The following is a 26,824-nucleotide window of genomic DNA, read 5'->3' on the forward strand; positions in this document are numbered from 1 at the left end:
TGGAAGTGCACGTCGCGGATCGCGCCGGCCTGGACCGCGGTAACCGCGGAGTCGACGTTGTTGGACGTCGTACCGCGGTCGGACGGCACACCAACACTCACTCGGGCTCTCCGGTGGACTCGGCGGAACCCGCACGCTAGCGGACCTCCGGCACCCTCAGCAGAGGCAATCGCCGAGATCGGCGTCGGTGATCGGCGAGGACTAACGGCCCGATCCGCTCGGCGCAGGAGAACCACCGCTCACGGAAGCCGGGCCAACCGATGATCTTCGTGGCTCTCGGACCCGCGGTCGGCGGAGTCACGGTCCCGAAGGGATCTCGTTCCGGAACTCCTTTCCATTACAACGATTCTACGCGATGTGGAACGATCTGGATCAGCCCTTCGCCCAGCGGTGCTGCAGGCTCACCTCCCACGGACGGACGACCCGGTCGAGGAACATCAGGTCGTCCATCCGGCAGTTGCACGTGTTGTGCTCACGGGTGTTCTGCGGGTAGCTCCCACCGATCTTGAACCCGCGCGGGTCGGTGGGAGACGCCAGGTCCGGCTCCGGTTCGCCTTCGAGCTGCCACGGGTCACCGGCGACGACGTACCTGCCTTTCAGCGGTTCGCCGTTGCGGTACAACACCATCGCGCCGGTGTCGAAGTCGAACGACGCCGCCAGGAACACCCATTCGTTCTGCGGCAACAACTCCTGCCACGGCTGATCGGCGGCGAAAGTCTGCGATGCGCCGCCGTCGAGCCGCCTGGCCAGCGCCACGAGCTTCAGCTCTCCGTCGACCTGGATCAGCTCCAGCAGCGCTCGCACGGCGTGGCCGTCGGAGCTCCCGGTCAGCACGCCCGCCAGCCCGATCGCGCCGTAGAGGTCGGACGGGTCGGCGGTGTTCGAGTTCGGCGCCGGGTTCTGGCCCGTCATCTTCACCCAGCCCATGATCGACGCCTCACGCGTGCCGCTGAACGCTCTCAACGACGGCACGCCGGACTCCCTGTACAAGCCCGCTTTCCAGTCGTCGTTCCCGGCGACCGACGGGTTGATCTGCCTGAGCTGCAAGGAGGTCCGGCTCGACACGCCGTCACGCACGCGCATGCCGGCGCCGCCGTTGATCAGCGACAACGTCGTGCCGGAGCGGCCGCGGTCCTGTTCCAGGGCCTTGTCGCCACGCACCGGGTGCTCGAAGTCGTAGTAGGACACCAGGTCGCGGGCCAGCGTGGGAAGCACCGCGCCGAACGTGGCGTGAGCGGGCGCGGCCAGTCCGATGCAGAAGGCCGCGGTCACACCGAGAACCAGCAGTCGCCTCATGATCCGGTCCCCCGCACCAGCAGGTCGCGCGCACGGCCGATGTTGTCGAACGATCCGAAGCCGACCCTGCCCGACGAGAAGGTCTTGTCCACGGCGGTCATCAGCGGGAACCCGGACCCGTCGACGTAGACCGCGATCTCACCCGAACCGGCGCAGTGCCGCACTCTGACGCGATGCCAGGCCGTGTCCGACACGGCCGGTGGGGCGCCGACGGAACGTGTGGCGTCCCATTGGTGGTCCAGGCGCAGGCGGTCGGCGTTGTTGACGACGAAGATGCCGTTGTGCGGGTAGATCGTGTTGTCCGACGAGAGGTGCGCGTAGTAGAACTCGGTGTCGGACCGGTACCCGAACACGATGATCACGTCCCGGTTGGACTCGGACACCGGCGTGTCCAGCCGCACCGAGGCGTCGGCCTGCACCGAGCCGAACGCCGGGCCCTTCGTCAGGACCGCGTACTCGAACGGGCGCCGCGGACCGGGACGGGCGGCACCCGGTTGGGCCAGCACGACTTCACGGCCGGGGAACTGCCACAGTTCAGGGGTCACCGGCGCCCACGACCGGGCGGATCCGCTTCCGACGACGACGTCGTGGCCCAGGTGGCAGGAGGCGAAGGTGCGCGCGCCCGTCACCTTCCAGACCTTGCCGTTCGCTTTCGCCAGCACGTGGAGCTCACCGGCGGCATCCTGGCCGAAGCGGAGGTCGACGCGGTCGGGGTCGTTCACCAACGCCTTCAAAGTGGTCAGCCGGCCGTCGACGTAGACCATCAGCTCGCGTGACACCGCCATCGCGGAACCTGCGCGCATGGAGCGTTCGTCGGCGTAGTACAGCAGACCTTTCACGCCCTCGCCGTAGATGTACTTGCCGCGCAAGGAAGGGATCTTCGCACCGCGGTAGACGAAGCCGCCCATCAACGCGTTGCCGCTGTCGGCGCACGGACTCGTGGACGCGAGACGGTTGTGGTCGAACGCCGTCACCGGGTAGGTGTAGCCGTGCTTCGCGTCGTCGGCGGGCAGCGGGAACACGCCGCACGACGGGTCGCCGCGGCGGAACTCCCAGATGCCCTCGCGTTCGCTCCAGCCCAGGTTGGCACCCTTGCGGACCTCGTACACCGAGTCGACGGCCTTCTCGCCGATGTGGCCGAGGAACATCTTGTGCGAGCCACCGGCGTCCCAGCTGAAGCGGTACGGGTCGCGCATGCCGTACGCGTAGATCTCGCCCAGCTTGCCCGCGGCGCCGACGAACGGGTTCGAGCGCGGGATGCCGTACCGGCCGTTCGCCCCGTCACCACCGGCGGGATCGATGCGCAGGATCTTGCCCTGCGGCAACGCCAGGTCCTGCGGCACGGTGGTGTTGGCGCCGATCCCCCCGTCCCCGGAGGCGATGTAGAGCAGGTCGCGGTCCTCGTCCCACCAGCGGGCCGTCGGGTTGAAGCCGATCTCCTGGAAGCCGTGGATGAACGTCGCGAAGCCGACGCGCAGGATCTCCCGGCGCGTTCCGGAGAAGACGTCCGCACGTGGGTCGGAGGCGGTCCACTCGGTGACCACGCCGTGCACCTGCGTGGCGCCGGACGAGGGCAGATCGGGTTTCTTCGTGGTGAGCGCGGAACCGGTCTCGGTGTGCACGGTGTAGAACTTGCCGTTGCGCCGGAAGTCCGGGTGGAACGCCGCGAAGCCGAAGCCGCTGCCCAGGCCGCGGTGGGTGTGGAAGTCGGGACCGACGGCGGCGCCCAGGTCGAGGAACGTGTGCTGTGCCCCGCCGTCCAGCAGGTAGAGCTTGCCGTTCATGTCCGGCACGAACAGCCTGCCGGAGCCGTCGGGCACCTCGCCGAGGTAGTTGATCCTGTTGTGGCGCACCAGTCTCGGGTCCGTCGGCGGCGGCACGGGCTGGGAGGCCGGCAGGTGCGCCACCTCGGTGAGCTCCAGGCCGATGCCCGACGCAGCCGGTGTCGGCAGCGGGTCGGCGATCGGCGCCTCCTGCTGAGCCGACGCGACGGGCACGAGCAACGCGGAGAGCACGAACGTGATGACAGCCAACCAGGACAAGCGTGTGAACATCCCCACCACCCTGTGGGCCAGGCCGTGCGACACGGCTGTGGAAAGCGCTTTCCTCTGCGGCGGACCTCCGAATCTACCCAGCTGATGAATTAGCCACAACCATCAGTCGTGTCCCGTCACCGACCCCAGCAGACCCCGGATGTGCGCGGTCGCCGCGGCGAACTCCGGACGCGCCATCGTCGCCGAGTAGTCGCGCTCCGCGGGCAGGTCGACGTCGATGGCCTCCTTGACCACCGCGGGCCGTCGCGTCAGCACGATCACCCGGTTCGCCAGGTACACCGACTCCGCGATGGAGTGCGTCACGAGCAGCACCGTCGTGCCGGTCTCCCGCCACACCCTGTGCAGCTCGACGTTCATCTGCTCGCGGGTCAACGCATCGAGCGCGCCGAACGGTTCGTCCATCAGCAACACGCGCGGCTGGTGCAGCAGCGCACGGCACAACGCCACGCGCTGCTGCATACCGCCGGAGAGCTCGTGCGGCAGCGCGTTCTCGAACCCCGACAGCCCCGTCATCTCGATCAGCTCGTCGGCGCGCTTGCCCGCCTCGGCCGCGTTCATGCCGCGCATCTCGGCCTGCAACAGGATGTTCTTCCTCGCCGACCGCCACTCCAGCAGCGCTGCCCGCTGGAACACGAACCCGATGTCGTGCCGCGGCCCGGTCACCGGCGAACCGAGCAGCGTCACCGCACCGGACGACGGCGTGAGCAGGCCGGACACGAGCTTCAGCAACGTCGACTTGCCGCACCCGGACGGGCCGACGATCGACACGAACTCGCCCGGCGCGACGTCGAGCGAGACCCGCGCGATCGCCGTGACCTCCGCGCGCTTCGACTGGAAGCGCACGGAGACGTCGTCGATCGCGACGGCGGAGGTGGTTGCAGTCACATCAGTGCTCATCCCTGCTGTGCTCATCCTTTCGGGGCGACGCTTTCTTCCCAGTAGGCCGACGGTTCGGACGCTTCTTTGATGATCCCGGTGCTCTTGAACGTCTCGATGGTCTTCTTCCAGTCGTCGACGCTGTTCACGCCCGGTGCCTTGCCCTTCGTGGCGTCGGTGTGCAGCAACGTCAGCGTCGTCCTGAACTGCTCCAGCACGACCGTCGGCGACGGCAGCTGCTCGGCGGCGCCCTTCATCGACTCGGCTGCCGCCTCCGGCGCCTTCTCGGCCTCCGCCCAGGCCTCCTGCGTCGCCGCGACCATCTTCTTCACGAGCTCCGGGTCCTTCTGCAGCGTGGACTTCGACGTCAGCAGGCCGTTGCTGAAGTAGTTGAGCCCGAACTCCGAGAACCGCAGGTACCCCACGTCCTTGCCGGCCTTCTCCTTGATCGTCGGCCCCTGGTCGGACGCGAACCCGAGCAGCACGTCGGTGCGGTTGGAGATGACCGCGGCCATCTTGCCCGCCGGGTCGATGTTCTGGATGGAGACGTCGGACTCCTGCATGCCGTTCTGCTTGAGGAACGCGGGGAACGTCTTCGTCAGCGCGTCCCCCGCCGTCGTGGCGACGGACTTGCCCTTGAGGTCCTCGGGCCTGCGGATGTTCTTGTCGGTGAAGAACTGCACGGACGCGGGCGTGGTCTGCAGGAACACGCCGATGCTCTTGGCCGGTACACCCTGCTCGACGGCCGTGGCGAGCGCGGACGTGTCGGCCCAGCCGAAGTCGGTCTGACCGGCGCCGGTCGCGGTGACCGTCTTGCCGGAGCCCTGACCGGCCTGGATCTTGAGGTTGATGCCGTGCTTGGAGTAGATGCCCTGCTTGACCCCGTAGTAGAACGGCGCGTGCTCGCCGTACGGGTACCAGTTGAGAGTCAGCGTGACGTCCTCGGCTCCACCGCCGTCGGAAGCCGTGCCACCACCACCTCCGCAGGCGGCGATCAGCAGCACCGCGGGAAGAAGACCTGCGAGCACTCTCTTCATCGATCAGCCCTTCGCGAGGAGTGTGGTGACGGCGGCGCCGCGCCTGCTGGCGTGCCACGGCAGCATCAGGTGTTCTGCGAGGTCGAGCAGGAGGAAGAGCAGGACGCCGACCACCGAGGTGACGATCAGGCCCGCGAAGAGCATCGGGGTGTCCATGTTGCCGTTGGCCTGCAGGATCACGTAGCCGAGGCCCTCGTTGGAACCGACGAACTCGCCGACCACGGCACCGGTGACGGCCAGCGTGACCGCCACCTTCAGGCCCGCGAACAGGTGCGGCAGGGCGGCCGGGAAGCGGATCTTCACGAACGTCTTCACCGGGCCGCCGCCCATCGTGGCTGCGAGCTCGAGCATCTCGGTGTCGACAGACTTCAGGCCGGTGACCGTGGAGATCACGACGGGGAAGAACGCCATCAGCACGGCCACGACGACCTTGGGCTCGAAGCCGAAGCCGAGCCACACCACGAACAGCGGCGCGATCGCGATCTTCGGGATGACCTGCGCGAACAGCAGCAGCGGGTAGGCGGTGCTCTCGACCGTGCGCGAGTAGACCATCGCGACGGCCATCAGGACACCGAGGACGCCCGCGATGACGAACCCGAGGACCGTCTCGCAGGTGGTCACCCACGTGTGGCCCCACAGGTACGACCACTTGTCGACCAGCAGGCCGAAGGTCCTGCCCGGTGACGGCACCAAGTAGGCCTCGACCATGCCGGTGACCGTGACGAGCTGCCAGAGCGCGAGGCAGGCGGCCAGCAGTGCGGCCGGACGCCACGTCCGCTCGACGACGCCTCGCCAGCGTTCTCCCGAAACCGTGCCCACACAGCCCCCTCGGGTCGGAAAGCGCTTTCCCGTACGCTATGTCCGGTCCACTGACCGGTCAAGGTGGAGGATCGATGAAGCTGCGCCCGGCCTTCGATCGGCGTAGCGGGCTCAGGGCACCGGGGTGTAGTCGTTGCCCGCCCGGTCGCGGCCGCGCGCCAGGTAGATCCTGTGGGTGCCGGGAGCGAGGAACCGGACCGTCGTCGGCATGTACCTCATCGTGTAGCCGCACCGGCGCGTCGTGCTGCGGTTCGGCGGCGAGCCGTGCACCAGCATCGCCGAGTGGACGCTGCACGCGCCGCGCTCCAGTTCCACGTCGACGGCCCGTGACTCGTCCACCGCCGTCTCCTGGTTGAAGAACGAGTCTGCGGTCCCGGTGTGCTCGGCGGCGGCCAGGTGGCTGCCCGGGATCACCCGCAGGCAGCCGTTCTCCACGGTCGACGGGTCGATCGCCAGCCACACCGTGATCGCGTCACCGGCGGGCGAGATGCTGTCGCGCCAGAAGTGCGCGTCCTGGTGCCACGGCACGGGTTTGCCGTCACCGGCGGGTTTGCAGATGAAGTGCGACGAGAACAGGGCGATGTCCTGGCCGATCAGCGACTCGACCAGGTCCAGCACGTCCGGGTCCAGCAGCCACTCGAAGAGCGCCGGGTCGGTCAGGTGGGGCACGTCCATGTGCTCGGGGCGCTGTCCTTCCGGCAGGGCCGCCAGCTTGGCCTCGAAGTGCGTCGCCAGTGCCTCGAACCGGGAGGGCGCCAGCACGCTCGGATGCGTCTCGTAGCCGTCGGTCTGGAACATCAGCTCACCTCACGAGTAGGCCGGTCTCCTTGTCGTAACGCAGAACGCGTGCGGGCGGGGCGTCCACGGTCACCGTCGTGCCGACAGCGGGTTCGTCGTCCTCGGGTACGACGTACCCGATCTGCTCCTCGCCGCAGTCGAGCGTCACCAGCGACGTCACGCCGAGGTTCTCCACAATGGACACGGTTCCGGTGAAAAGTCCCGAATCAGCAGGCGAAAGGTACTCGGGACGGACGCCGATGATCTCGGACGAGCGCGGCACGAGGTTCATGGGCGTCGAGCCGATGAAGTTGGCGACGAAGGTGTCCGCGGGTCGCTGGAACACCTCGCGGGGCGTGCCGATCTGCCGGATGCGGCCGGCGTCCATCACCGCGATCCGGTCGGCCAGCGCCAGTGCCTCGGCCTGGTCGTGCGTCACGAACACCGTCGTCAACGCCAGTTCCCGTTGCAGCTTCTTCAGGAACGTCCGCGCCTCCAGCCGCAGCCGGGCGTCCAGGTTGGACAGCGGCTCGTCCAGCAGCAGCACCTCGGCCGACGCGGCGACCGCACGGGCCAGCGCGGCCCGTTGCTGCTGGCCGCCGGAGAGCTGACCGGGACGGCGTTCCAGCAACCCGTCCAGGCTCAGCCCGCCCGCGATGCGCGACGCCACCTCCCGTTGCTCGGACTTCGCCGCTCCCCGCACCCGCAACGGATACGCGATGTTCTCCGCCACGGTCATGTGCGGGAACAGCGCGTAGTCCTGGAACACCATGGCGACCCGGCGGTCACCGGGCTGCAGGCGCGTGACGTCGCGCGCGCCGATCGCCACGGCTCCCTCGGAGGCGCTCTCCAGGCCGGCGATGGTGCGCAGCAGCGTGGTCTTGCCGCAGCCGGACGGACCGAGCAGCGCGAACAGCTCGCCGTCGGCGATCTCCAGGTCCAGTGAGTCCACCGCCCGCACCCCGCCGGGGTAGACGGTGGACAGCTCCTCCACGGTGATGCTTGCCATCAGCTCTTGATGCCTCCGTGGAATCGGAACCCGTACCGCTTGTTGACGAACAGGTACAGCACGACCACCGGGATCGAGTACAGCAGCGAGAACACCGGGATCACCGTCAGGTTGGCGCTGCCGCCCTCGTCGTACAGGGTCCGCAGCAGCACCGCCGCCGGCTGCTGCCCGACATCGCGCAGCAGCAGGAACGGCAGCAGGAAGTTGCCCCAGGCGTTGACGAACGCCCAGACGAAGATCGTCGCGACACCGGGCCGCGCGACCGGCAGCACGACGTGGCTCAGCACCTGGCGCGGCGAGGCGCCGAACACCCGCGCGGACTCCTCGTACGACCGCGGCACGGCGTCCACGAAGTCCTTCAGGATGAAGATCGCCGCGGGGAGCATGCCGCCCGCGATGACCAGCGCGGTGCCGAACCGCGAGTTGATCAGGCCGAGCTGCAGCATCATCACGAAGATCGGCACCATCGCGGCCGTGCCCGTCACGACGCTCGACAGCAGCAGCAACAGGTAGAGCAACAGGTCCCGGCCGGGGATTCGCACCCGCGACAGCGCATACGCCGCCAGAGCCGCGAAAACGGTCGTCACCACGGTCGCGATCACGCACAGCACCAACGAGTTCACCAACGACGTCAGCGCGTACGGGTGGTCGAAGGTCGCCACGACGTTGCGCAGGGTCCAGTCCGGCCAGCGCAACCCGAGTCCGGGCTTCGAGTCGAACGGAGCGGAGGCGAGCCACAGCATCGGCACCGCGAAGAACGCCATCACCACCGCGACCAGCACGTAGAAGCCGATCCGCCTGACCATCCACAGAGGACTCATGCGCGCCTCCGCAGCAACCTCAGGTACACCAGCGCGATGACCAGGTTGCCCACCAGCAGCAGCATCGACATCGCGGACGCGTACCCGAGCTGCCCGCTCTCGAGCGCTTGGCGGTAGATCAGCACCGGCAACACCTCCGACCGGTGGTTCGGCCCGCCCGCCGTCAGCAGGAACGGCGTGAAGTCGTTGGCCGTCCACAGGCTGATCAGCAACGTGTTCGTCAGGACGTGCCCGCGGATGTGCGGGAACACCACGTCCCTCACCGTCTGCCAGCCCGAGGCACCGGCCAGCCGCGCGGTCTCCAGCTGCGACGGCGGCACGGCGGCGAGCGCGGAGGTGTAGAGCAGCATCGAGAACGCCGTGCCGCGCCAGACGTTGAAGACGATCAGGCTGGTCATCGGGTACTGCACCAGCCACGCCGTCTGCGGAGAGCCGAGCAGCACGCCGAGCGTGCCGGTGTCGCGGCTCAGCACCGCGAACCACAGGTACGCCACCACCGTGCCCGGCAAGATCCACGACAGCAGCACCAGGCCCTCGACGGTCCGCCGCAGCCAGGGACGCACCGTGCGCAACAGCCACGCCAGCCCGAAGCCGAGCACGTTCTGCCCGATCACCGCCGAGCCGAGCACGAACAACGCCGTGAGCCACACCGAGTTCGTGAACAACGGGTCGCGCACGGCCTCGACGACGTTGTCCAGCCCCACCACCCGCGGGTTGGCCGCCGCGGGCCCGGTGAGCTGGTAGTTCGTGATGCCGATGTAGAGCGTCCACAGCGCGGGGAAGACGAGGAAGACCCCGATCAGCACCAGGGCCGGCGCGACGAACCCGGCCGCGCGCCGGACACCCAACCCGGAACTGTCGAGTACCGGGCTAGCCAACGTTGCCCTCGCCGACCGCCTTCACCAGCGCCTCCCGGTACGCGCGGGCGACCTCGTCCGGGCTCTTGCCCGCCACCACGTCCGCGGTCGCCTGCTGCAGCGCCGCCGACACCTTCGGGTAGTCGGCGAGACCCGGCCGGTAGCGGGTGATCGGCAGGACCTTCTCCGCGACGAACGTCAGCATCGGATCGCCCTTCAGGACCTCGTCGTTGACGTCCTGCCGCTGCGTGAGCTGCGCGGTGCCCGCCAGCGACTCCTTCACGGCCTCGGCGGAGTTGAGGAACTGCAGGAACTCCCACGCCTGCTTGGGGTACCGCGTGTTCGGGTTGATCACCCGCACGCCTCCGCCGGACATGCTGACGAAGTCCTGCCCGCCCACGCCGGCTCCCGCCTGCCGGGCCGGGACCAGCGCCCAGCCGACGGCGGTGTCGCGGTCGGCCATCTTCGCCACGCCGTTCTTCGGCTCCACGACAGACCGCCAGAAGTAGTCGCCCTCCAGCAGGATGCCGATCCTGTTCTCGCTGAACAGCTGGAACGACCTGTCGCGGCCCTTGGCCTCCTGCTGCAGCACGGGATCGCCCAGCCCGCCGCCGTAGATCTTCCTGTACAGCCCGAGAACGTCCTTGAGCTGGGCCGAGTCGCCCTGCCACTTGCCGTTGTCGTAGATGGGCCTGCCGGTGCCCGCCAACGCCGGGAGCACGCCCTGCATCGTCGTGGCCTCGCCCATCGCGGTGCCGGCGTTGAGCTGGATCGGCGTGACGCCGGGCAACGCCTTCAGGCGGGCGCCCGCGTCGAGGACGTCCTGCCACGACCTGGGTTGCCAGTCCGCGGGCAACCCGGCCTGCGTGAACAGCTTCTTGTTGAAGAACAGCACGCGCCCGTCGGTGCCCATCGGCACGCCGTACCGCTTGCCGTCGAACTCGCCGAGTCCCTGCACGGCCTTGGGAATCTGGTCCCAGCCGTCCCAGTCGGTGTTGCCGACGACGTCGGAGAGCGGCTTGATCTGGCCCGCCTGCGCGAACTCGCCCAGCCAGATGCCGTCGATCTCGATGATGTCACCGCCGCCGCCGGTCTTGAGGTCGAGCGCGACCTTGGTCTTGAAGTCCTCGTCGCCGGCGCCGTTCTGCTCGAACTTGACCGTCGCGGTGACGCCCTTGGCCTTCTGCTGCTCGGTGAACCGCGGGATCACCCAGTTCTGCAGCCAGCCGGCCCCGCGCGAGTTCTTCCCGCCCGCGACCGCGTTGGCGACGATCGTCAGAGTGACCTCCTTGGCGTCGGCGTTCTTCGCCTGATCGCCCTGCTGCGTCTGTCCCAGACATCCCGCCAGCACCCCGCACACCGCCAGCAGCCCGAACGTCGTTGTCCGCCGCATCCGTGATCTCCCCACCCAGAGGACCAGCTGGTACGTCAACGACCAACTTGGCACTGGACCACTCCGGCCACAAGCTCTCAGCACCTTCTCAGTGGGCGGCTGCAAGGCTCGCCCGCGAAGGAGGTAGATCAACAATGCAGCTTCTGACAGCGGCCGTCCTCGTCGCCTCGACCCTGGTCTCACCACAGCCCACCGGGCCTTTCCCGGTCGGGACGTTCGACGCGCACCTCGTCGACACCGCCCGGCCCGACCCGTTCCGGCCGTCGGAGAACCGGGAACTGATGGTGACCGTCAGCTATCCGGCCCACCGCACCGGGGAACGGGCTCCGTGGCTCGCTCCCGGTCTCGCCGCGGCGGCCGACCCGATCCTCTCCAGCCCGGCGTTCCTCGACGTCCCCGCCGGCACCGTCGACTGGTCCGGCACGCGGCGACAGGCTCGTGCGGACGCGAGGGCCGTGCCGGGCAGGTGGCCCGTCGTGCTGTTCTCACCGGGACTCCAGGCGCCGCGCGAGTTCTACGCGGCCGCCGTCGACGACCTGGCGAGCCGTGGCTACGTCGTCGTTTCCGTGTCGCACACGCACGAGGCGCTCGCCGTGGAGTTCCCAGGTGACCGCATCGAGTACGGCCAGGTCGACGGCAGTCCGCAGACGATGAAGAAGGTCATCGACACGCGGGTCGCGGACATGCGGTTCGTCCTCGGCGAGCTCCCGGAGCTGCACCGGTGGGCCGACACGAGCCGGGTCGGGATCGCGGGACATTCGTTCGGCGGCTACACGGCCGGCGAGACGATGGCGCACGACCGGAGGTTCGGCGCGGGCATCAACATCGACGGCGCGATGGAGCACACCGGCGACGGCGGCACCTACGCACCGGGCGAGGTCGTCACCCGAGGCCTGGACAGGCCGTTCCTGCTGTTCGGCGGTGACCTCGGCGACCGCGAGCTCTCGCACGTGGACACGAGCCTCACCAGGTCGTGGGCCGACTTCTGGCCGAACCAGCGCGGCTGGAAGCGCGACGTGCACCTGGACGACGGCGCCCACTACGGGTTCACCGACCTGCAATGGGCGGTGCCGCAGATCTCCGCCGTGACACCGGAACACCGCGCCGGTCTCATCGGGACGATCACCCCGCGGGACGCGCTGAAGGCCCAGCACGACCACGTGGGCGCGTTCTTCGACCTGCACCTCAAGCACAGGAGCACGACGTTGTTCGACCGGTCGCGCCATCCGGGGATCCGCCTGGTGAACTGATGCGGTGACCGATCGACGCACAGCGCTGAAGACCTTCGCCCTGCTCCCGCTGGCCGGCTGCGCCGCTCGGCCGACGGCTCCGACGACCGGGCCGCCGACGGCGACCACCACCACGACGACCAGCGCCGCACCCGTGCGCCACGACGCGTTGTTCGAGCTGGAGAAGAAGTTCGACGCCCGGCTCGGCGTCTTCGCGGCGGGTGCGGGCAGGACGGTCGAGCACCGGGCGGACGAGCGGTTCGCGTTCTGCTCGACGTTCAAGGGCCTGGCGGCCGCCGCGGTCCTGCACCGCAACCCGATGGCGCACCTGGACACCGTGGTCACCTACACCGAGGCCGAGCTGATGAAGAGCTCGGCGATCACCAGGCAGCACGTCCGGACGGGCATGACCCTGCGCGACCTGTGCGACGCGGCGGTCCGCCACAGCGACGGCACGGCGGGCAACCTGCTGCTGCGCGACGTGGGCGGGCCCGCGGAGCTCACGAGGTACCTGCGCGAGCTCGGCGACACGGAGACCCGGATGGACCGCGTCGAGCCCGACATCACCTCCGCCACGCCCGGCGACCCGCGTGACACCGCCACGCCGCGGTCGCTCGGCACGGACTACCAGCGGCTCGTCCTCGGCGACGCTCTCCCGCCGGAGAAGCGCGACTTCCTCAGGGACCTGCTGGAACGCTCGGTCACCGGCGCCAAGCGCGTCAGGGCGGGCGTTCCGCAGGGCAGCAGGGTCGCGAGCAAGACCGGCACCGGCGAGTACGGCACGGTCAACGACATCGCGGTCGTGTGGCCACCGGACCGCGAGCCGGTCCTCGTGGCGATCATGTCCAGCAGGTCCGCGGCGGACGCCGACTACGACGAGGCACTCGTCGCCGAGGCCGCCGCCTACGTTCTCAAGACACTCATCTGACCGAGGACACGTCCGCCCACACGGTCTTGAGGTTGGGGAACCGGTTGTGCCCCCACACCTGTGCCAAGCCGTTCACCAGCAGCAACCCGCGCTGACGCCGTCCGCGGAACCCCATTCTCCCGAGCTGCGGGAACCGGCCGGGGGTTCCGTCGTCGACCTCGACCCGCACGACCTCCCGTTCGGGGAGGTGCAGGATGCGGGCGCGGCGAGGCGGCGCGGCGTGGTGGTACGCGTTGCTGACGAGCTCCGTCGCCACGACCATCACGTCGACCACGACGTTCTCGTGCATCCCTCGAAGAAGGCGCCGCACTTCCGCCCGCACGTCGGCGAGCGGAAGAAGCCCCTCCGGTAGGACGAGGTCCAATCGTTCGCCGGACCGTCCTGCAATACCCATCAGCATCTCCTGGCGCCCTGTTCGTTCAAGGCAGGAGTTCCATACCCAGCAACACGTCGTTCGAAACCCAGCGAACTTCTATCACGTCACCCTCGGCAGGTCAGCCCACACGACGGTGCCGCCGTGCGCCCTGTCCACTCCCCAGCGGTCGGACAGCCTGGCCACCAGGACCAGACCGTACCCCCGCTGAGGACGGGAGACCTTGCGCAACGGCGGATGAGCGCGGGAGTCGTGGGTGATCTCGACGCGGATCTTGCTCTGCTCCACGACCACGCGCAGGAACGACGGTTCCGACGTGTACCGGTAGGCGTTGCTGACGAGCTCGTTGACCACCAGCAGCACGTCCGCGACGGCGTCGACGTCCTCGTCCACCAGTTCCAGGCGCACCCAGCGCCGGACAGCCGCGAGCGACGGCCTTTGCCTGCCCAGTGGCAGGTCCGCCGCTTCGCCGGCCTCCGCTGCGTGGTCGTGCGCCAAACCGCTCCTCGGTCGGATGATCAGTTCGGGCGCGGGATACCCGGTTGCATCAATCCCCAAACCACCGAGTTGATCGCGAGTTACCCTCTCCGCGCCGCCGCAACTCCAGGGGGAACCGCGTGCCCAGAACGTTGACGCCTCTGCTCCTCGCGCTGCTGGTGATCTCCTTCGCGCAGCAGCTTCTCACCCCGCTCTTCCCTGCCATGACCCAGAGCCTCGACCTCACCGCCGCCCAGTACGGGCTGGTGCTCACGGTCTCCGCCATCGCGATGACCCTGTCGAGCCCGCTGTGGGGCCTGGCGTTCGACCGCCTGGGACTGCGCCCCGTGCTGATCGCCGGCCTGGCCCTGTGCGTGGCGGGCCTGGCCGGGTTCGCCGTGGCGGTGACGCTCGCCTCCGACGAGACCCTGACGCCCGAGCTGGCGTTCACGGCCGTACTGGTGCTGCGCAGTGCTCTCCTGGGCATCGGACTCGCGTCGCTCCCGGTCGCCGCGCTCGCCGTGGCGGGCACGTCGCCCGAGGGGCAGCGCACCCGGGCAGTCGGCTTGGTCGGTGCGGCGGCGGGACTCGGCGGCGCCCTCGGTCCGCTGGTCGGCGGTGGCCTCGCGGTCGTGTCGCTGATGCTGCCGCTCTATCTCGCGCCGTTGATCGCCGCGGTGGCCGCGGTCGTGGTGCTCCTCGTCGTCCAGCCCGGACGGCCCGTCGGACAGCCGGCGCGGTTCCCGGCGTGGGAGGTGCTGCCCGCCTTCGGCGTCGGGTTCCTGATGCACCTGTCCCTCGGTTTGGCCGAGGTCGTCACCATCCTGCTCGTGAAGGACAGGCTGCAGTCCGACGTCACCGCGGGCGCCACCGGTCTGGTGCCCCTGGTCGCCGCTGTCGGGCTCATCGGGACGCAGGGCGTGCTCGTGCCCGTGCTGAAGTGGCCCGCCGGCAAGCTGATGAAGGTCGGCGCGCCGGTCGCGCTCGCCGGCTACGCCGTGCTGGCGGTCGCGCCCTCGGTGGTGCTGGCGGCGCTGGGGTTCCTGGTGGTGGCGGTGGGGGTCGGCTTCGCGGTGACCGGGTTCGCCGCGGCCGCCACGCTCGGCGCCGGGCCGCGGCACCAGGGCCTGGTCGCCGGGTTCGTCAACGCCACGGCCGGGCTGACGGTCGTCATCGCGCCGGTGGCGAGCGGGCTGCTGTACGAGGTGGAACCGATCGCGCCGGTGATCGCCGCCGGGGTGGCCGCCGCACTCGCCGCAGGGCTGGCGCTGCTGCCGATCGGGGCGTCGCGGGTCCCGCCGTCGCAGATCCCGGTCTGACTCCGGTCTGTGTCACAGCGCATCCGTGCCATTACGCTGCGCGCGTGAGGCGTTTCTTCAGCGCGCTCGTGCTGGCACTGCTCGCCGCGACGGCCGTGGCCGTCCCCGCGCAGGCCCACGCCGAGCTCAAGAGCAGCAACCCGGCGTCCGGCGCGGCCCTCGACGCCCCGCCCCAGCAGGTCGAGCTGACGTTCAGCGGGGTGATCAGCCTGCCCGACGGCGACGCGATCACCATCACGGGACCGGACGGCGCCAAGTGGCCGATCACCCAGTCCGCCGCCGTCGACAGGACGATCACCGCGAAGTTCGACACCGCGGCGATGAAGGCCGGTGCGCACACGCTGGCGTGGAAGGCGAAGTCCGAGGACGGCGACACCGTCGAGGGCACCTTCACCTTCACGATGAACGTCGCCGCGCAGACCTCGTCCGCCGCGCCCACGTCGTCGGTGCCGGTGAGCGCGCCGGTGTCGAACGCCGCCCCGCCGGCGTCGCAGGAGTCAGGTGGCGTGCCGCTCTGGGTGTGGGTCCTGGTCGGGCTGGTGGTGGTCGTCGGCGCGATCCTGCTGGTCCGCCGCCGCCCAGCGAACTAGTCGTTGCCGCAGGAGGTCGCGTTCGGCCGGGTGCTCCGCCCGTTCGAGCGCGGCCTCCAGTGCTGCCCGGGGGTCCTTCCCCAACCGCCGCAACAGGTCCGCGCGCACGGCGTGGAACAGGTGGTAGCGGTCCAGATGGAGCGCGTCGACCAGGGCGAGCGCTGCCGCCGGGCCCTCCGTCTCGGCCACCGCGACCGCCCGGTGCAGGGCGACGACCGGGCTCGGCGTCATCGCCATGAGCTGGTCGTAGAGCGCCACGACCTGGTGCCAGTCGGTCGGCGGGTCGCTGTGCACGGCGTTGATCGCCGCCTGGACCTGGTAGGGGCCCGGCCGGTTCCAGCGCAGGCAGCGGCGCACGACGTCCTGGCCCTCCGCCACCAGGTCCGCGTTCCACAGCGACCGGTCCTGGCCGGCGAGCAGGACGATCTCACCGTCGCGCAGCCGGGCGTCCCGGCGCGAGTCGACGAGCAGCATCAACGCGAGCAGGCCCCACACCTCCGGCTCGTCCGGCATGAGCGCGGCCAGCACGCGGCCGAGCCGGATCGCCTCGTCGCCGATCTCCCGCCTGTCCAGGTACCCCTCGTTGAAGATCAGGTAGACGACGGCGAGCACGGCCTCCAGGCGGTCGGGCAGGTCGGCGTCGCACGGCACCCGGTACGGGATCCGGGCCGCGCGGATCTTGCCCTTCGCGCGCACGATCCGTTGCGCCATCGTGGGTTCGGGCACCAGGAACGCCCTGGCGATCTCCCCCGTCGTCAGACCGCCGAGCAGCTTCAGCGTCAGCGCGACCCTGGCCTGCGGCGCCAGCGACGGGTGGCAGCAGGTGAAGATCATGCGCAGCCGGTCGTCGGTCACGTCCCCCACCTCCTGCTCCGGTTCGCGGCTCAGCAGCGCCGCCTGCGCGTGCTTCTCGCGGCCCCTGGTCTCGCGGCGCAGCCTGTCGATCGCGCGGTTGCGGGCGGTCGTGATGATCCAACCGGCGGGCGACGGCGGCACGCCCCTGACGGGCCACTGCTCGGCGGCCGTGGCGAAGGCGTCCTGCACCGCCTCCTCGGCGAGGTCGATGTCGCCGAGGACGCGGGTCAGGACGGACACCGCGCGGCCGTACTCCGCGCGGAAGATCCGGTCGATCATCCGGACACGACGGGCCTGACCTCGACCGCAAGCGGGCTGAGCACGGTCGCGAGCCGGCGTCCCCACTCCAGGGCCTCGTCGAGGTCGGCGGCCCGGACGACCGTGAAGCCGCCGATGTGCTCCTTGCCCTCGGTGAACGGCCCGTCGGTCATCAGCACGTCGTCGTCCTTCGCCCTGAGCACGGTCGCGGTCGACGGCGGGTGCAGGCCGACGGCGAACACCCAGGCGCCCTCGGCCCGCATCTCCTCGTTCAGCGCGGCCAGGTTCGCCATGATCGGGTCGAGGACCTCGGGTGAAGGAGCCTCTCCGTCGGGCTGGTAGATGCTGAGCAGGTACTTCTGCGTCATGGTGGATCTCCCTTCGCCCCTTGTACGAACGAGGGTGACCCGTTTCGACAGGTGCGGCGACCCCACCACCCGTCCGCCGTCGGGTGGTGGGTTCAGCTCACCGGGATCAGCTCGCCGGCGTCAGCCGCATCGAGACGAGCTGCCGCCGCATGCGCTCGCGCAGGAGGTCGACGGCCTCGGTGACCGTCCCGGCCTCCGCGTACGCCCGCACCTCCACCCACTTCAGGTCGAACCGGGCGTGCGCGTGGATCACCGTCTTGTCCGCCGTCAGGTCGACCCAGGCGAAGTCGACCCGGCCGGGGGCGTAGTCGTCCAGCGAACCGATGCGCGCGGACGCGTAGTCCCGAGCCTGTTCGGGAACGGACTCTCCGAGCGAGACCTGGATGTAGTCCATCGCCACTGCCTCCTCAGGGCCACACGACAACGCCGCGCGGCCCGTTCGACACCACGTAACCGAATCGCAGTGCCGAACCAGGCGTTGGTCCCGACTGCACAGGGCCCTTTTCCCGGGATTGCTGTGGCTCAAACCTGTGCCGTCAAAGAGGAAACCTGCTGGTCGAGCTGCTCCTCGGTGGGCGAGCCGACCAGCAGCTCCACCGAGGCGTCGGGACGCACGAACGCGAACGTCGGCTGGGCGGTCACCCCGAAGCGCTTCCACACCGACCCGTCGAGGTCGGCGAGGCTCGGGAACCCGTCCATGTGGTGGTCGGCGACGAACTTCTTCATCGCGTCGAGCTGGTCCTGCGCCGCGACGCCGACGAACTGGACCTTGTCGTGGCGCTTGGCCATCTCCGCGACCTGGGAGGCCTCGGCGTTGCAGGACGGGCACCACGGCGTCCAGAACCACAGCACGGCGGGCTGCCCGACGAGCTTGTCGCCGCGGAACTCCGCTCCGTCCAGGGTCTTGGCCGTGAACTGGAACTTCTCCGGGGGCGGCGCCTTCTCGGCACACCCGGCGAGCAGCAGGACTCCCAACAGCAGCCCGAGGACGCGCATTCGGCTCCTCACCTCCTGTCAGGGCGTACGGCCTCGCGCCTCCTCCGGTTCAGCCACCACCCGCCCGCGACGGCGAGCGCGACCACGAACGGCCACGGCCCGAGCGCCGACATGATCTGCACCAGCGTCGTCTGGAACCGCCCGGCCGCCCGCACCACCGGGTCGGCCGCGCTGCCGTTGGCGAGGAACAACCTCAGCTCGTAAATGCCGTAGTAGGTGACGTACGCACCGACGACGACCAGCACTACACCGCCGATGCGACCTACATACGGCAAGAGCTTCCTGATCCGCGGCGCCAGCGCCGATCCCGCAACGGCGAGCGCCGTGACGACAAGACCCATGCCGAGGGCGTAGGCGAGGAAGGCGACACCTCCGGTTTGCAGCGATGTGCCCACCACGGCGAGAAACGGGCCGATAGCGCACGAAAGAGAGGCGATGGCGAACGCGACGCCGTAGCCGTACATCGACCAGAGGCTCTTCGGCGCCGCTTGCAGCTTCGGCAGCCGCAGGTAGAAGTCCTTGCCGAGCAGCAGAAGCACGCCGATGACGACCATCGCGAGCCCGATCACGACCGTCACGACCGGCAGATAGCTCTTGAGCGTCGCGGCCACCGGTGTGACCAGAAGGCCGAACAGGCCGAAGAAGGTGACGAATCCGGCTGTCATCACCAAACCGGACATAAAGGCTCTGGCGAGGTTGTCCCGGGCCACCAATGCCAAATACGCGGGCAACATCGCGAATCCGCACGGGTTGACCGTGGCGACCATTCCCGCGACGACGGCGAGTGCGAGCTCGTTCACGGGGTCGAGGCTAGAGTTGCGGCGTGCCGATCGAACAGTGGCTCGAAGCCATCCCACCCCTGCTCGTGTACGCGATCGTCGGCGTGGTGATCGGTCTCGAGTCGCTCGGCATCCCGCTCCCCGGCGAGATCGTGCTGGTCACGGCCTCACTGCTGGCGTCGCAGCACGCCGAGCTGAGCCCGTTGTGGATCGGCGTGTGGGCGAGCGCGGGCGCCATCATCGGCGACAACTTCGGCTACCTCATCGGCCGCAGGGGCGGACCCCGCCTGTTCGCGTGGATGGGCCGCAAATTCCCCAAGCACTTCGGGGAGACGCAGATCGACCACGCCCGCCGCGTGTTCCAGAAACGCGGCGCCTGGGCGGTGTTCTTCGGCCGTTTCGTCGCTCTGCTGCGCATTCTGGCCGGCCCGCTGGCGGGGTCGCTGCACATGAACTACGGCAAGTTCCTCGTCGCGAACGCCTTGGGCGGCGTCGTCTGGGCGGGCGGCACGGCGGCGGCCGTCTACTACCTCGGCGTGGTGGCCGAGAAGTGGCTGAAGGGCTTTTCGTACGCGGGCCTGGCGATCGCCGTGGTGGCGGGCGTGGCCGGCGTGTTCGTGGTGAAGCGCCGGCTGGCGAAGGCGGCGGAGAAGTTCGAGGGGCAGAACGAGGAAGAGGTCACGCCCGCGTAGTTCCGCGGCGGCGCAGGCCCGGACGGTGTCCGGACCTGCGCGACGGATTCGGAGCCCTACGCCCGCAGCACCGGTCGTCCAGCTCTGCTACGGAGTGCAGTCGTACCAGGCGCCCGTCCAGTCGGTGTTGACGAAGTAGTCCTGGCACCAGCGCCAGCGGGGTGCTGACGGTATGGAGACCATGACCGCGCGAGCCTTGTCGGACCTCTCGACGACCTCGGGGTAGATGTAGTCGGCGTGGCCGTTGCCGGGCATCGGCTTCCACCCTCCCGACTTGGGCCACACGTGCCAGATCGTCCGGTCGGTCGCGATGCCGAAGCACTCGTCGCTGCTGGTCTCCCAGTCGACGACCATGACGTCCGTGCCGGCCCTGAACGTGCCGTAGTAGCCGTAGCAGCTGACCCTGCCGTTGGCGGGCACCGGCGTCATCCTGATGGACCAGGCGTTCGCCTTGACCTCGTCCGGCGCCGCGGACGCGGGCGCCCCCGCCAAGAGCGACCCGGTGATCGACACCACCGCGGCCACGAACGCCCCCGTCCTCCTCCTGCCGCGCTTGGCTTTCGTCGTGTCCTTCAGCCTCACCATGACCACCACTCCCGGGTTCTTCGAGTAACGGGTGCACGCCGTTGTCCGGCAGCACCAACTCAACTGCGCGTGACCCCCGCACCGGAAAGCATTCGAACCGGCTCGAATCCGCCGCGACGACTGCTAGCGTCGGTGTGGTGCTGACGCTGCGCGTAGACGCCGACACGGTGTCCAGGACGCGCTTGTCGCCTTCCCCGGCGTCGGAGTCCATGGCGTGGCTCAGGCTCGCCGCCGCGTCGGGACGGCACCCGGTGTTCGGGGATCCCGGGCCGCTCGCCCGCGCGTCACTCGCCCACCCGGACGTCGCCCTGCTCGCGGACCTGTTGCCGCGCAACGGTGACACGTACACACCCGACCTGCTCACCCCGCAACCGGGAACGAACGCGCAGCGCGGGGACCTGCTCGACGAGCAGATCGCGCAGATCGAGTCCGCGGCCCAGGACGACCTCGAGACCCAGGTCTTCACCTACACCCGGACCCACTGGAGCAGGCCGCTGCGGGCCACGACCCGCCGGGTCGCGGAGTCGGGGCGGATGCAGCGACGTCTCGCCAACGGCCTCGCGCGGTTCTGGCGGGACACCCTCTCCGACGGCTGGCCCGCGCTGAGCTCGATCATCGACCAGGACATCGCCCACCGCGCGACGACCATGGCCACCCACGGCGTCGGCCGGACGCTCGAAGCACTGCACCCGGACATCGAGTGGGCCGGCGACGCGGTCACCCTCACCAGGTCGTGGGACGGCGAGATCGACGTCACCGGCCGGGACCTGGTCCTCGCGCCCGGCGTGCTCAGCCGGTCCGACGTCGTCATCCAGGTCGACGTCCCCGGGCAGTTCGTCCTCTACTACCCCGCCCAGCGGATCGGAGCCGGCCAGGACCGCGGGTCCGGGGCGATCGTGCCGGTGGTCGGGAACGCCCGAGCGGTCCTGCTGGCGGACCTCGGCACCGCCCGGTCCACCGCGGAGCTCGCCGCCCGGACGGGATACGCCGCGGCCACCGTCTCCTACCACCTCGGCGCACTGCACCGCGCACGCCTCGTCACCAAGAGCAGGGACGGACGCTTCGTGTTGTACCGGCGGACCGCGCAGGCGACACGTCTGCTGGAAGACGCCCGCTGACGGGAGGTGACCGATGACCGATGACGAACTCGACCAGTGGCTGAACTCTCTGCACGCCGGGCTCGCAGAGGTGGTGCCTTCCGGCGGCGTTCCCTGGCCGGCCGAACCACTGGCCGCCCTCGTGGACGAGCTCGCCGCGCTGCCCGGCGCCGAGCGCTTGGCGGCCCGTGCCTGGCTACCGGTGGAGCTGCTCGCGGGCGTGCCCCATCTCGCCACCTGTGCGGCACGCACTCGCGGGGTGGCCCACGCGCTCGACGACCCACGCCGATACGCCATTACCCGTCCCCAAGCCCGAATTCACATCGCACACCTCTGCCGCGACCTCAGGCTCGGTGTGGCGGGGGAAACCGGCCTCCACGCCCTCGCGGTGGAACTCAGCGACTTGTTGAAGGAACCCTCCCCGCACGCGCACGTCGCTGTTCGCAACCTCGCGCACCGCCTCGCCGACCGCGTCAGGTACGAACTCGAAGGCCTGCTCGATCGCATCGTCCACCGCCTCCGAGCCGCCGGCTCGGCCCCGCGGCTCGCTGACGCCTTCGCCGGTGCCGCCGAGGCTCACGCGGCCGCCGAGCGTCACGAGGTCGCTGACCTCGAGGCGGCCCTGACGGAACCGATCCACCGCCTGGTCACGGCGGTGACCAGCATGGTGGGAGTCGATCTGGCGGCTGCCGATCTCGACGGCGTCCCGCTCGACGGCGTGCGGTGGTCCACCGAAACCCGGTGGCCGCCGCACTGGCAGGACTGGGTCCGCCACAACTCGCTCCGCGTCGCCGAAGGCGTGTTCCAGATCCGCCGGCGCGGCACCGGCAGCCGGCCGCCGGCCTGAGCCGGAGCGGTCAGCCGGTCTCCAGCACGCTCTTCGCGTTCTCCAGCCTGATCCGCATGCCGCTGTCCAGGGCCTCGAACTGCTCGGCCCGCTCGCCGATCGCCTGGCGTTGATAGGCGGTCTCGACCGCGAACCACGTGTCGACCAGCTTGGTGCGCTGCCGGCAGAGCACGTCGCTCTTCGCCGTGTCGATCTCGGCCTGCGAAGGCTTTTGCGCGCTCCACCGGATGTCGTTGTTGGCTGCCCAGACGTCGGTGTAGGAGTAGCCGGACTCCGCCATGCACCCACGCCATCCCGCCATCACGCGCTGCACCCGGTCGTCCTGTTGTGCGCGCACGAACGTGCTTTGGTCGAGTTCGATCAGATCCGCGGCCTGGATGGTCGCGGGCACGTCCCGCTCCACCGTGCGGCGCGCCTGGCCGAGGCACCCTCCCTCCGGGATCTGCTTCCCGCCGAACGACGTCATCCCCTTGCCCGTGTAGATCATCATCGCCTCCGGCGGAGGCTCGGGGAGGTCTGGGGACTTCGGCTGTCCGTTGTCCGGCGGGTGGTAGCCCGACGTGGACACCTCGTCGTAGTCCATGACGCCGTACCGGGAGGAGCCGGTGCTCGCCGGGACGGGGAGCGGGTCGGGCACCACCCACGTCTGGCCGAACTCCCGCACGCATCGGCGGGCCAGCACGGCGGTCGCCCTGTCGATCGTGGTGAGGTCGTCCGGAGAGTGCTGGTAGCGGTCGAGCGGCAGCACGATGTCCCTCGAAGAGCTGACGGACAGCACCTCTCCCACCTCCGGCGGCGAGGTGGTGGTGTGGTCGTGGCCGGTCATCACGACCGTGCCGGCGACCGCGATCACCGCGGCGGCGGCCAGGCAGAGCGCGAGCGTTCGTTTCACCGTTCCCCCTTCGAAACCGCGGAGGCCCCGCCCATCGGCGGGGCCTCCGCCGCTGATCAGCCGTAGATGGTTCCGGTGCAGTTCGTCGGGTTGAACTGGTGGGAGTTCATCCGGTCGTTGGCGTCACCGCCGATCGACAACGGGATGGTCTGGAAGTTCGGCACGCTGCCGTTCGGGCGGATGCGGAAGCACGCTCCCCGGTAGCCCGAGTTGTAGTACACGGCGATGTAGGAGTTCGGGTCGCGGTTCTCCATCGAACTGACGTTGAGCTGGGAACCGTCACCCCTGTACAGCGCGATGCTCGACCCGTTGTAGGTGATCTGGCCCCAGTTCGTCCGGCTGTTGAAGTCCTCGCGCTTGAGGCCGGTGTAGTTCGAGGCGGAGTACATGCAGGCGTAGTCGGCCCTGCACGCCGCACTCGCCGTGGTCTCGGTCGCCACCAGCGACACCGCTGCCACGCCGGCAGCAGCGAGAATTGCCGCGATCGTTTTCATCGTGTTTCCGTTCCCCTCGTGGAATTTCAGGCGTCCGGTCCTGTCCGGGGAAATCCCCCTTCGAGTCGATCGCCACCGGATCGGTGACCGGACGAGCACCACGGTGCCGGGCGCCGTCCTCGTTTGGTCATCACGCCGTCCTCACCGCAGGTCACGCCACCCAGGGCGGTCGGCAACGCTATGCTCGCGATCGGCTACTGTCGGTTGGGGGAGGCCGGGAGCATGGAGTTCCGCGTGCTCGGCAGCCTTGAAGTCTGGTCGGACGCGGGCCGCGTGGTCGTGTCGGGCGCACGTCGTCAGCGGACGCTGGCCGCTCTGCTGCTCGCTCCGAACGCGGTGGTACCGCTACCGCGGCTCGTCGAGATGGTCTGGGAAGGCGAGCCGCCGTACTCCGCTTTCAAGCAGGTGCGCAACTGCGTGTCGGCCCTGCGCGAGCAGTTGGGCGACACCGATCAGCGGCTCATCCTGACCGAGGAAACCGGTTATCGAATCCTCGTCGGCGAACGACAGCTGGATTCCTCGCGCTTCGCGGCCGCCGTCGCCGATGCCCGTCGTCACGCGGCGGACGACGACCTGGTTCGGGCGGTCCGGACGATTCAGGAAGCGCTGCGCCTGTGGCGTGGCCCCGCGCTCGCCGGGCTGGGCGTCGGGGCGTTGAGCAGATCGGCCGCGGGATGGGACGAGCTGCGGCTCAACGCGATCGAGCTGTGCGCGGAGTGGAGGCTCGATCTCGGCGAGCACCGTGAGGTCGTCGAGGATCTCGACGGCCTCGTGCGCGACCACCCGCTGCGGGAGGGGCTGCACGCGCACCTGATGGTGGCCCTTCAGCGTTGTGGCCGGCGAGCGGAGGCACTGGCGGTGTTCGACCGCCTCAGGACCTGGCTCGCCGAAGAACTGGGCGTCGACCCCAGCGCTGATGTCCGGCGCGTGCACCAGCTGGTCCTCTGCGACGAAACCGAGTCGCGTCAGCACGACCGTGCCCGGTCCGGCACCGGGGAGGCGCGGGTGCCGGCGGCCCGGTCCTCGAGGCCGGCGACCTGCCGGGTGCCCCCGCGCAACATCAACTTCACCGGGCGCGACGCGGTCCTGCGGGAGCTGCGGGAGCGCTTCGTCTCTGGCGGCGACATCGCGGTGCAGGTCGTGTGCGGGCTGGGCGGGGTCGGCAAGACGCAGCTCTCAGTCGAGTACGCCCATCGCTACCGGTCCGAGTACCGGCTCGTGGTCTTCATGGACGCGGAGAGCCCCGAAATGGTCGCGTCGCGGTTCGCTCAGCTGGCGGAGGAGCTGGGAATCGCCGAGGTGAGCGCGGAGCAGGTGGTGCCGAGGGTGTACGACGGGCTGCGGGAGCTCAGCCCCTGGCTGGTCATCCTCGACAACGGGGAGAAGCCCAGCACCCTCGCGCACGCCCTGCCGCCCGGCGATGTCGACGGGCACGGCCACGTTCTCGTGACGTCCAGGTCGAGCGGATGGTCGGGCACGGCCGGCGTCGTGAACCTGGAGCTGTTCACCAGACAGGAGTCCGTGCGCCTGCTGACCAGGAGGATCCCCGGCATGACGCCGCCGACGGCGGACCGGATCGCCGAGCACCTGGGGGATCTGCCCCTGGCGCTGGAGCAGGCCGCCGGGTACATGGACTACAACAGCACGCCGCCCGAGCACTACCTGGCGCTGCTGACCTCGCGGCTGGAAGACATGATCGGGCTGGGCGAGCTTCCCGACCGGCCGCGGGTGGTGGTCGCGAACCTGTGGCGGCTCAGCGTGCGGAAACTGGCGGCCGACCGGCCGGAATCGTTGCGGCTGCTGCAACTGTGCGCCCTGCTGGCGCCCGAGCCGATCCCGCTGGACGTGTTCGTCGGCGCGGCCGGATCGCTGGACGCGGTCACAGGCGACACGCTGACGTGGGACACGACGGTGGGCGCGCTGGCGGGCATGGGACTCGCGCGACGCGGAGACTCCTCGCTGCTGCTGCACCGGCTGGTGCAGAGCGCGATCCGGGCCGCGATGCCGGCCGACTTGCTCGATCACACCCGTGCGGAACTGTGCGGTGCTCTGCTCGCCGCCGTGCCACAGGACATCCACCGCGATCCGGACGCACGGCCGCGTTGGCAAGAACTGCTCCCGCACGTGCTCGCCGTGGTCAACGACGCACCGTCGGCCGGATGTGCCGCGGAGACGGCCACGCTGCTGAGGCTGGCGTCGGCGTTCCTGCTCTCCATCGGGGTCCACCTGATGGCGCTGCCGTTGTGCGAGCGCGCGTTGGCGATCGACGAGTCGCTCGGAGGGAGGGAGGTCGAGGTCGGCTTCGACCTGGTCACCCTGGCTCAGATCCACCTGGACAACGGGGAGTTCGAGCAAGCGCGGCGGAGGGCGCGACGCGCGTTGACGCTGCACGAGTCCTCCCTGCCGGCGGACAGTCCCCTCATCGCCACGGATCTGGCGACGCTGGCGCGCGCCCAGCACCTCCTCGGCCGGCACGAGGAGGCGTTGTCCGCGGCCCACCGGGCGCTGCGGATCGATGAGGCGGCATACGAGCCGGACGACCCGTACGTCAGCTTCGACCTCGTGGCGTTGGCGAGCGTCCACCTCGACCGCGGCGACCACGTCACGGCCGAGCCCCTGCTCTCCCGCGCACTGCGCATCCGCGAGGCCGCATACCCGCCGGACCACCTGTACATCGGCTACGTCCTGCTGCTGAAGGCGCGGGTCGCGCACCTGCTGAACGACCCGGCCGCGACGGACCTCGCCCACCGGGGCGCGCTGATCCTGAGCAGCCGGCTCGGCGAGACCCACCCCAAGGCCGAAAAGGCCGCCGCACTGGCACTTCGCCTGCGGACGGCCACGAGCGCGGACCGAGTCATGCACCTCGACCCCGCGGCAGCTCCGCCCGCGCACGGGGCGTGACCTCCTGCCCGATCCGCTTGAAGCTTGCGGATTGCGTGGAGTAGCTGCGCATCAGCTTGTGAGCGCGCCGTGGGGTCATCCCCTGTCGATGTTCGCGTAGAAGTCGAGGAGGGCGGTCGCGAGCTGTTCGGGGGCTTCCATCGCCACGTGGTGCCCGATCTGCTCGATGTGCACGGTCTTCACGTCCGTGGCGACCTGGCGCAAC

Annotated in this window: 28 protein-coding genes; 8 read left to right on the plus strand and 20 right to left on the minus strand. The window is 69.7% G+C overall.

The genetic code is table 11. The features are described 5' to 3' along the window. Window positions 1–372 precede the first annotated feature (372 nt). From VM306_RS25080 to VM306_RS25125, 10 genes are all read right to left on the minus strand, one after another. Complete coding sequence (locus VM306_RS25080; protein ID WP_325519265.1) at window positions 373–1,296, minus strand: hypothetical protein; 924 nt, start codon at window positions 1,294–1,296, stop codon at window positions 373–375. Beyond that, a complete protein-coding gene (locus VM306_RS25085; protein ID WP_325519267.1) occupies window positions 1,293–3,350 on the minus strand; it encodes a PQQ-dependent sugar dehydrogenase in 2,058 nt (685 codons plus the stop codon). The genes VM306_RS25080 and VM306_RS25085 overlap by 4 nt, the downstream gene beginning before the upstream one ends. A 102-nt stretch (window positions 3,351–3,452) precedes the next feature. Continuing rightward, on the minus strand, window positions 3,453–4,235 hold the full coding sequence (locus tag VM306_RS25090; protein WP_325519269.1) for an ABC transporter ATP-binding protein: 783 nt from the start codon (window positions 4,233–4,235) through the stop codon (window positions 3,453–3,455). Window positions 4,236–4,258: 23 nt separating this feature from the next. Next, a complete protein-coding gene (locus tag VM306_RS25095; protein WP_325519271.1) occupies window positions 4,259–5,263 on the minus strand; it encodes an ABC transporter substrate-binding protein in 1,005 nt (334 codons plus the stop codon). 3 nt (window positions 5,264–5,266) lie between these two features. Continuing rightward, complete coding sequence (locus VM306_RS25100) at window positions 5,267–6,082, minus strand: ABC transporter permease (protein WP_325519273.1); 816 nt, start codon at window positions 6,080–6,082, stop codon at window positions 5,267–5,269. A gap of 111 nt (window positions 6,083–6,193) precedes the next feature. Continuing rightward, window positions 6,194–6,880 carry a phytanoyl-CoA dioxygenase family protein gene (locus VM306_RS25105; protein ID WP_325519275.1) on the minus strand — a complete coding sequence of 229 codons (687 nt, stop codon included), beginning with the start codon at window positions 6,878–6,880 and terminating at the stop codon, window positions 6,194–6,196. A gap of 4 nt (window positions 6,881–6,884) precedes the next feature. Next, window positions 6,885–7,868 (minus strand): ABC transporter ATP-binding protein, encoded by a 984-nt coding sequence (locus tag VM306_RS25110; protein WP_325519277.1) that lies wholly within the window; start codon window positions 7,866–7,868, stop codon window positions 6,885–6,887. After that, window positions 7,868–8,689, minus strand: a complete 822-nt coding sequence (locus VM306_RS25115; protein WP_325519279.1) for a carbohydrate ABC transporter permease — start codon at window positions 8,687–8,689, stop codon at window positions 7,868–7,870. The genes VM306_RS25110 and VM306_RS25115 overlap by 1 nt, the downstream gene beginning before the upstream one ends. Beyond that, window positions 8,686–9,537, minus strand: a complete 852-nt coding sequence (locus VM306_RS25120; RefSeq protein WP_325519281.1) for a sugar ABC transporter permease — start codon at window positions 9,535–9,537, stop codon at window positions 8,686–8,688. Before VM306_RS25120 ends, VM306_RS25115 begins: the two co-directional genes overlap by 4 nt. Window positions 9,538–9,559: 22 nt before the next feature. Then, window positions 9,560–10,939: an extracellular solute-binding protein gene (locus VM306_RS25125; protein WP_325519283.1), complete on the minus strand. Its 1,380-nt coding sequence runs from the start codon at window positions 10,937–10,939 to the stop codon at window positions 9,560–9,562. A 134-nt stretch (window positions 10,940–11,073) separates the two neighbouring features. Here VM306_RS25125 and VM306_RS25130 point away from each other — a divergent pair, with 134 nt between their 5' ends. Both VM306_RS25130 and bla read left to right on the plus strand, forming a co-directional pair. Continuing rightward, a complete protein-coding gene (locus VM306_RS25130; RefSeq protein WP_325519285.1) occupies window positions 11,074–12,189 on the plus strand; it encodes an alpha/beta hydrolase family protein in 1,116 nt (371 codons plus the stop codon). 4 nt (window positions 12,190–12,193) lie between these two features. Continuing rightward, a complete protein-coding gene (gene bla / locus VM306_RS25135; protein WP_325519287.1) occupies window positions 12,194–13,096 on the plus strand; it encodes a class A beta-lactamase in 903 nt (300 codons plus the stop codon). Here bla and VM306_RS25140 read toward each other — a convergent pair. Both VM306_RS25140 and VM306_RS25145 read right to left on the minus strand, forming a co-directional pair. Next, window positions 13,089–13,490 carry an ATP-binding protein gene (locus VM306_RS25140; protein ID WP_325519289.1) on the minus strand — a complete coding sequence of 134 codons (402 nt, stop codon included), beginning with the start codon at window positions 13,488–13,490 and terminating at the stop codon, window positions 13,089–13,091. The genes bla and VM306_RS25140 overlap by 8 nt on opposite strands. An 81-nt stretch (window positions 13,491–13,571) precedes the next feature. After that, the gene (locus VM306_RS25145; protein WP_325519291.1) at window positions 13,572–13,967 is read right to left on the minus strand and encodes an ATP-binding protein; all 396 of its coding nucleotides are present in this window, start codon (window positions 13,965–13,967) and stop codon (window positions 13,572–13,574) included. Between the two features lie 119 nt (window positions 13,968–14,086). On the opposite strand from VM306_RS25145, the gene VM306_RS25150 reads away from it, so the two are divergent. Both VM306_RS25150 and VM306_RS25155 read left to right on the plus strand, forming a co-directional pair. Continuing rightward, window positions 14,087–15,265, plus strand: a complete 1,179-nt coding sequence (locus VM306_RS25150) for an MFS transporter (RefSeq protein WP_325519293.1) — start codon at window positions 14,087–14,089, stop codon at window positions 15,263–15,265. 44 nt (window positions 15,266–15,309) lie between these two features. Beyond that, the gene (locus tag VM306_RS25155) at window positions 15,310–15,855 is read left to right on the plus strand and encodes a copper resistance CopC family protein (protein ID WP_325519295.1); all 546 of its coding nucleotides are present in this window, start codon (window positions 15,310–15,312) and stop codon (window positions 15,853–15,855) included. Here the strand turns inward: VM306_RS25155 and VM306_RS25160 are convergent. The 5 genes from VM306_RS25160 to VM306_RS25180 all read right to left on the minus strand — a co-directional run bounded on the left by VM306_RS25160 (window position 15,763) and on the right by VM306_RS25180 (window position 19,132). Beyond that, window positions 15,763–16,989: an RNA polymerase sigma factor gene (locus tag VM306_RS25160; RefSeq protein WP_325519297.1), complete on the minus strand. Its 1,227-nt coding sequence runs from the start codon at window positions 16,987–16,989 to the stop codon at window positions 15,763–15,765. The two genes, VM306_RS25155 and VM306_RS25160, sit on opposite strands and share 93 nt — an antisense overlap. Further along, window positions 16,986–17,336 carry a YciI family protein gene (locus VM306_RS25165; protein WP_325519299.1) on the minus strand — a complete coding sequence of 117 codons (351 nt, stop codon included), beginning with the start codon at window positions 17,334–17,336 and terminating at the stop codon, window positions 16,986–16,988. Before VM306_RS25165 ends, VM306_RS25160 begins: the two co-directional genes overlap by 4 nt. A 106-nt stretch (window positions 17,337–17,442) precedes the next feature. Further along, window positions 17,443–17,730: an HPF/RaiA family ribosome-associated protein gene (locus tag VM306_RS25170; RefSeq protein WP_325519300.1), complete on the minus strand. Its 288-nt coding sequence runs from the start codon at window positions 17,728–17,730 to the stop codon at window positions 17,443–17,445. 128 nt (window positions 17,731–17,858) lie between these two features. Beyond that, window positions 17,859–18,332: a redoxin domain-containing protein gene (locus VM306_RS25175; protein WP_325519301.1), complete on the minus strand. Its 474-nt coding sequence runs from the start codon at window positions 18,330–18,332 to the stop codon at window positions 17,859–17,861. An 8-nt stretch (window positions 18,333–18,340) separates the two neighbouring features. Then, window positions 18,341–19,132 (minus strand): cytochrome c biogenesis CcdA family protein, encoded by a 792-nt coding sequence (locus VM306_RS25180; protein ID WP_325519302.1) that lies wholly within the window; start codon window positions 19,130–19,132, stop codon window positions 18,341–18,343. 23 nt (window positions 19,133–19,155) lie between these two features. Here VM306_RS25180 and VM306_RS25185 point away from each other — a divergent pair, with 23 nt between their 5' ends. Next, window positions 19,156–19,803 (plus strand): DedA family protein, encoded by a 648-nt coding sequence (locus tag VM306_RS25185; RefSeq protein ID WP_325519303.1) that lies wholly within the window; start codon window positions 19,156–19,158, stop codon window positions 19,801–19,803. A gap of 87 nt (window positions 19,804–19,890) precedes the next feature. Here the strand turns inward: VM306_RS25185 and VM306_RS25190 are convergent, their stop codons facing one another. After that, complete coding sequence (locus VM306_RS25190) at window positions 19,891–20,388, minus strand: hypothetical protein (RefSeq protein ID WP_325519305.1); 498 nt, start codon at window positions 20,386–20,388, stop codon at window positions 19,891–19,893. Between the two features lie 137 nt (window positions 20,389–20,525). Here VM306_RS25190 and VM306_RS25195 point away from each other — a divergent pair, with 137 nt between their 5' ends. Together VM306_RS25195 and VM306_RS25200 are read left to right on the plus strand one after the other, a co-directional pair. Next, window positions 20,526–21,506, plus strand: a complete 981-nt coding sequence (locus VM306_RS25195; RefSeq protein WP_325519307.1) for a helix-turn-helix domain-containing protein — start codon at window positions 20,526–20,528, stop codon at window positions 21,504–21,506. A 13-nt stretch (window positions 21,507–21,519) separates the two neighbouring features. Then, complete coding sequence (locus VM306_RS25200; protein ID WP_325519309.1) at window positions 21,520–22,332, plus strand: hypothetical protein; 813 nt, start codon at window positions 21,520–21,522, stop codon at window positions 22,330–22,332. Window positions 22,333–22,342: 10 nt separating this feature from the next. Here VM306_RS25200 and VM306_RS25205 read toward each other — a convergent pair whose 3' ends face one another. Both VM306_RS25205 and VM306_RS25210 read right to left on the minus strand, forming a co-directional pair. Continuing rightward, entirely contained in the window at window positions 22,343–23,224 is an 882-nt protein-coding gene (locus tag VM306_RS25205) for a hypothetical protein (RefSeq protein WP_325519311.1), read from the minus strand. A 56-nt stretch (window positions 23,225–23,280) separates the two neighbouring features. Further along, entirely contained in the window at window positions 23,281–23,718 is a 438-nt protein-coding gene (locus VM306_RS25210) for a peptidase inhibitor family I36 protein (protein ID WP_325519313.1), read from the minus strand. A gap of 222 nt (window positions 23,719–23,940) precedes the next feature. Here VM306_RS25210 and fxsT point away from each other — a divergent pair, with 222 nt between their 5' ends. Further along, a complete protein-coding gene (gene fxsT, locus VM306_RS25215) occupies window positions 23,941–26,619 on the plus strand; it encodes an FxSxx-COOH system tetratricopeptide repeat protein (protein ID WP_325519315.1) in 2,679 nt (892 codons plus the stop codon). Window positions 26,620–26,824: the final 205 nt, after the last annotated feature.

Source organism: Lentzea sp., from assembly GCF_035525475.1.
In the GTDB taxonomy this organism is placed as follows: Bacteria; Actinomycetota; Actinomycetes; order Mycobacteriales; family Pseudonocardiaceae; genus Lentzea.

What these genes read in the sequence shown, in the direction of transcription:
- VM306_RS25190 (WP_325519305.1), bottom strand. Translation starts at nt 20,388, where the DNA reads ATGGTGAGGCTGAAGGACACGACGAAAGCCAAGCGCGGCAGGAGGAGG.
- VM306_RS25165 (WP_325519299.1), bottom strand. Translation starts at nt 17,336, where the DNA reads ATGACGCAGAAGTACCTGCTCAGCATCTACCAGCCCGACGGAGAGGCT.
- VM306_RS25110 (WP_325519277.1), bottom strand. Translation starts at nt 7,868, where the DNA reads ATGGCAAGCATCACCGTGGAGGAGCTGTCCACCGTCTACCCCGGCGGG.
- VM306_RS25115 (WP_325519279.1), bottom strand. Translation starts at nt 8,689, where the DNA reads ATGAGTCCTCTGTGGATGGTCAGGCGGATCGGCTTCTACGTGCTGGTC.
- VM306_RS25130 (WP_325519285.1), top strand. Translation starts at nt 11,074, where the DNA reads ATGCAGCTTCTGACAGCGGCCGTCCTCGTCGCCTCGACCCTGGTCTCA.
- VM306_RS25095 (WP_325519271.1), bottom strand. Translation starts at nt 5,263, where the DNA reads ATGAAGAGAGTGCTCGCAGGTCTTCTTCCCGCGGTGCTGCTGATCGCC.
- VM306_RS25105 (WP_325519275.1), bottom strand. Translation starts at nt 6,880, where the DNA reads ATGTTCCAGACCGACGGCTACGAGACGCATCCGAGCGTGCTGGCGCCC.
- VM306_RS25125 (WP_325519283.1), bottom strand. Translation starts at nt 10,939, where the DNA reads ATGCGGCGGACAACGACGTTCGGGCTGCTGGCGGTGTGCGGGGTGCTG.
- VM306_RS25140 (WP_325519289.1), bottom strand. Translation starts at nt 13,490, where the DNA reads ATGGGTATTGCAGGACGGTCCGGCGAACGATTGGACCTCGTCCTACCG.
- VM306_RS25085 (WP_325519267.1), bottom strand. Translation starts at nt 3,350, where the DNA reads ATGTTCACACGCTTGTCCTGGTTGGCTGTCATCACGTTCGTGCTCTCC.
- VM306_RS25175 (WP_325519301.1), bottom strand. Translation starts at nt 18,332, where the DNA reads ATGCGCGTCCTCGGGCTGCTGTTGGGAGTCCTGCTGCTCGCCGGGTGT.
- VM306_RS25170 (WP_325519300.1), bottom strand. Translation starts at nt 17,730, where the DNA reads ATGGACTACATCCAGGTCTCGCTCGGAGAGTCCGTTCCCGAACAGGCT.
- fxsT (WP_325519315.1), top strand. Translation starts at nt 23,941, where the DNA reads ATGGAGTTCCGCGTGCTCGGCAGCCTTGAAGTCTGGTCGGACGCGGGC.
- VM306_RS25160 (WP_325519297.1), bottom strand. Translation starts at nt 16,989, where the DNA reads ATGATCGACCGGATCTTCCGCGCGGAGTACGGCCGCGCGGTGTCCGTC.
- VM306_RS25210 (WP_325519313.1), bottom strand. Translation starts at nt 23,718, where the DNA reads ATGAAAACGATCGCGGCAATTCTCGCTGCTGCCGGCGTGGCAGCGGTG.
- VM306_RS25200 (WP_325519309.1), top strand. Translation starts at nt 21,520, where the DNA reads ATGACCGATGACGAACTCGACCAGTGGCTGAACTCTCTGCACGCCGGG.
- VM306_RS25080 (WP_325519265.1), bottom strand. Translation starts at nt 1,296, where the DNA reads ATGAGGCGACTGCTGGTTCTCGGTGTGACCGCGGCCTTCTGCATCGGA.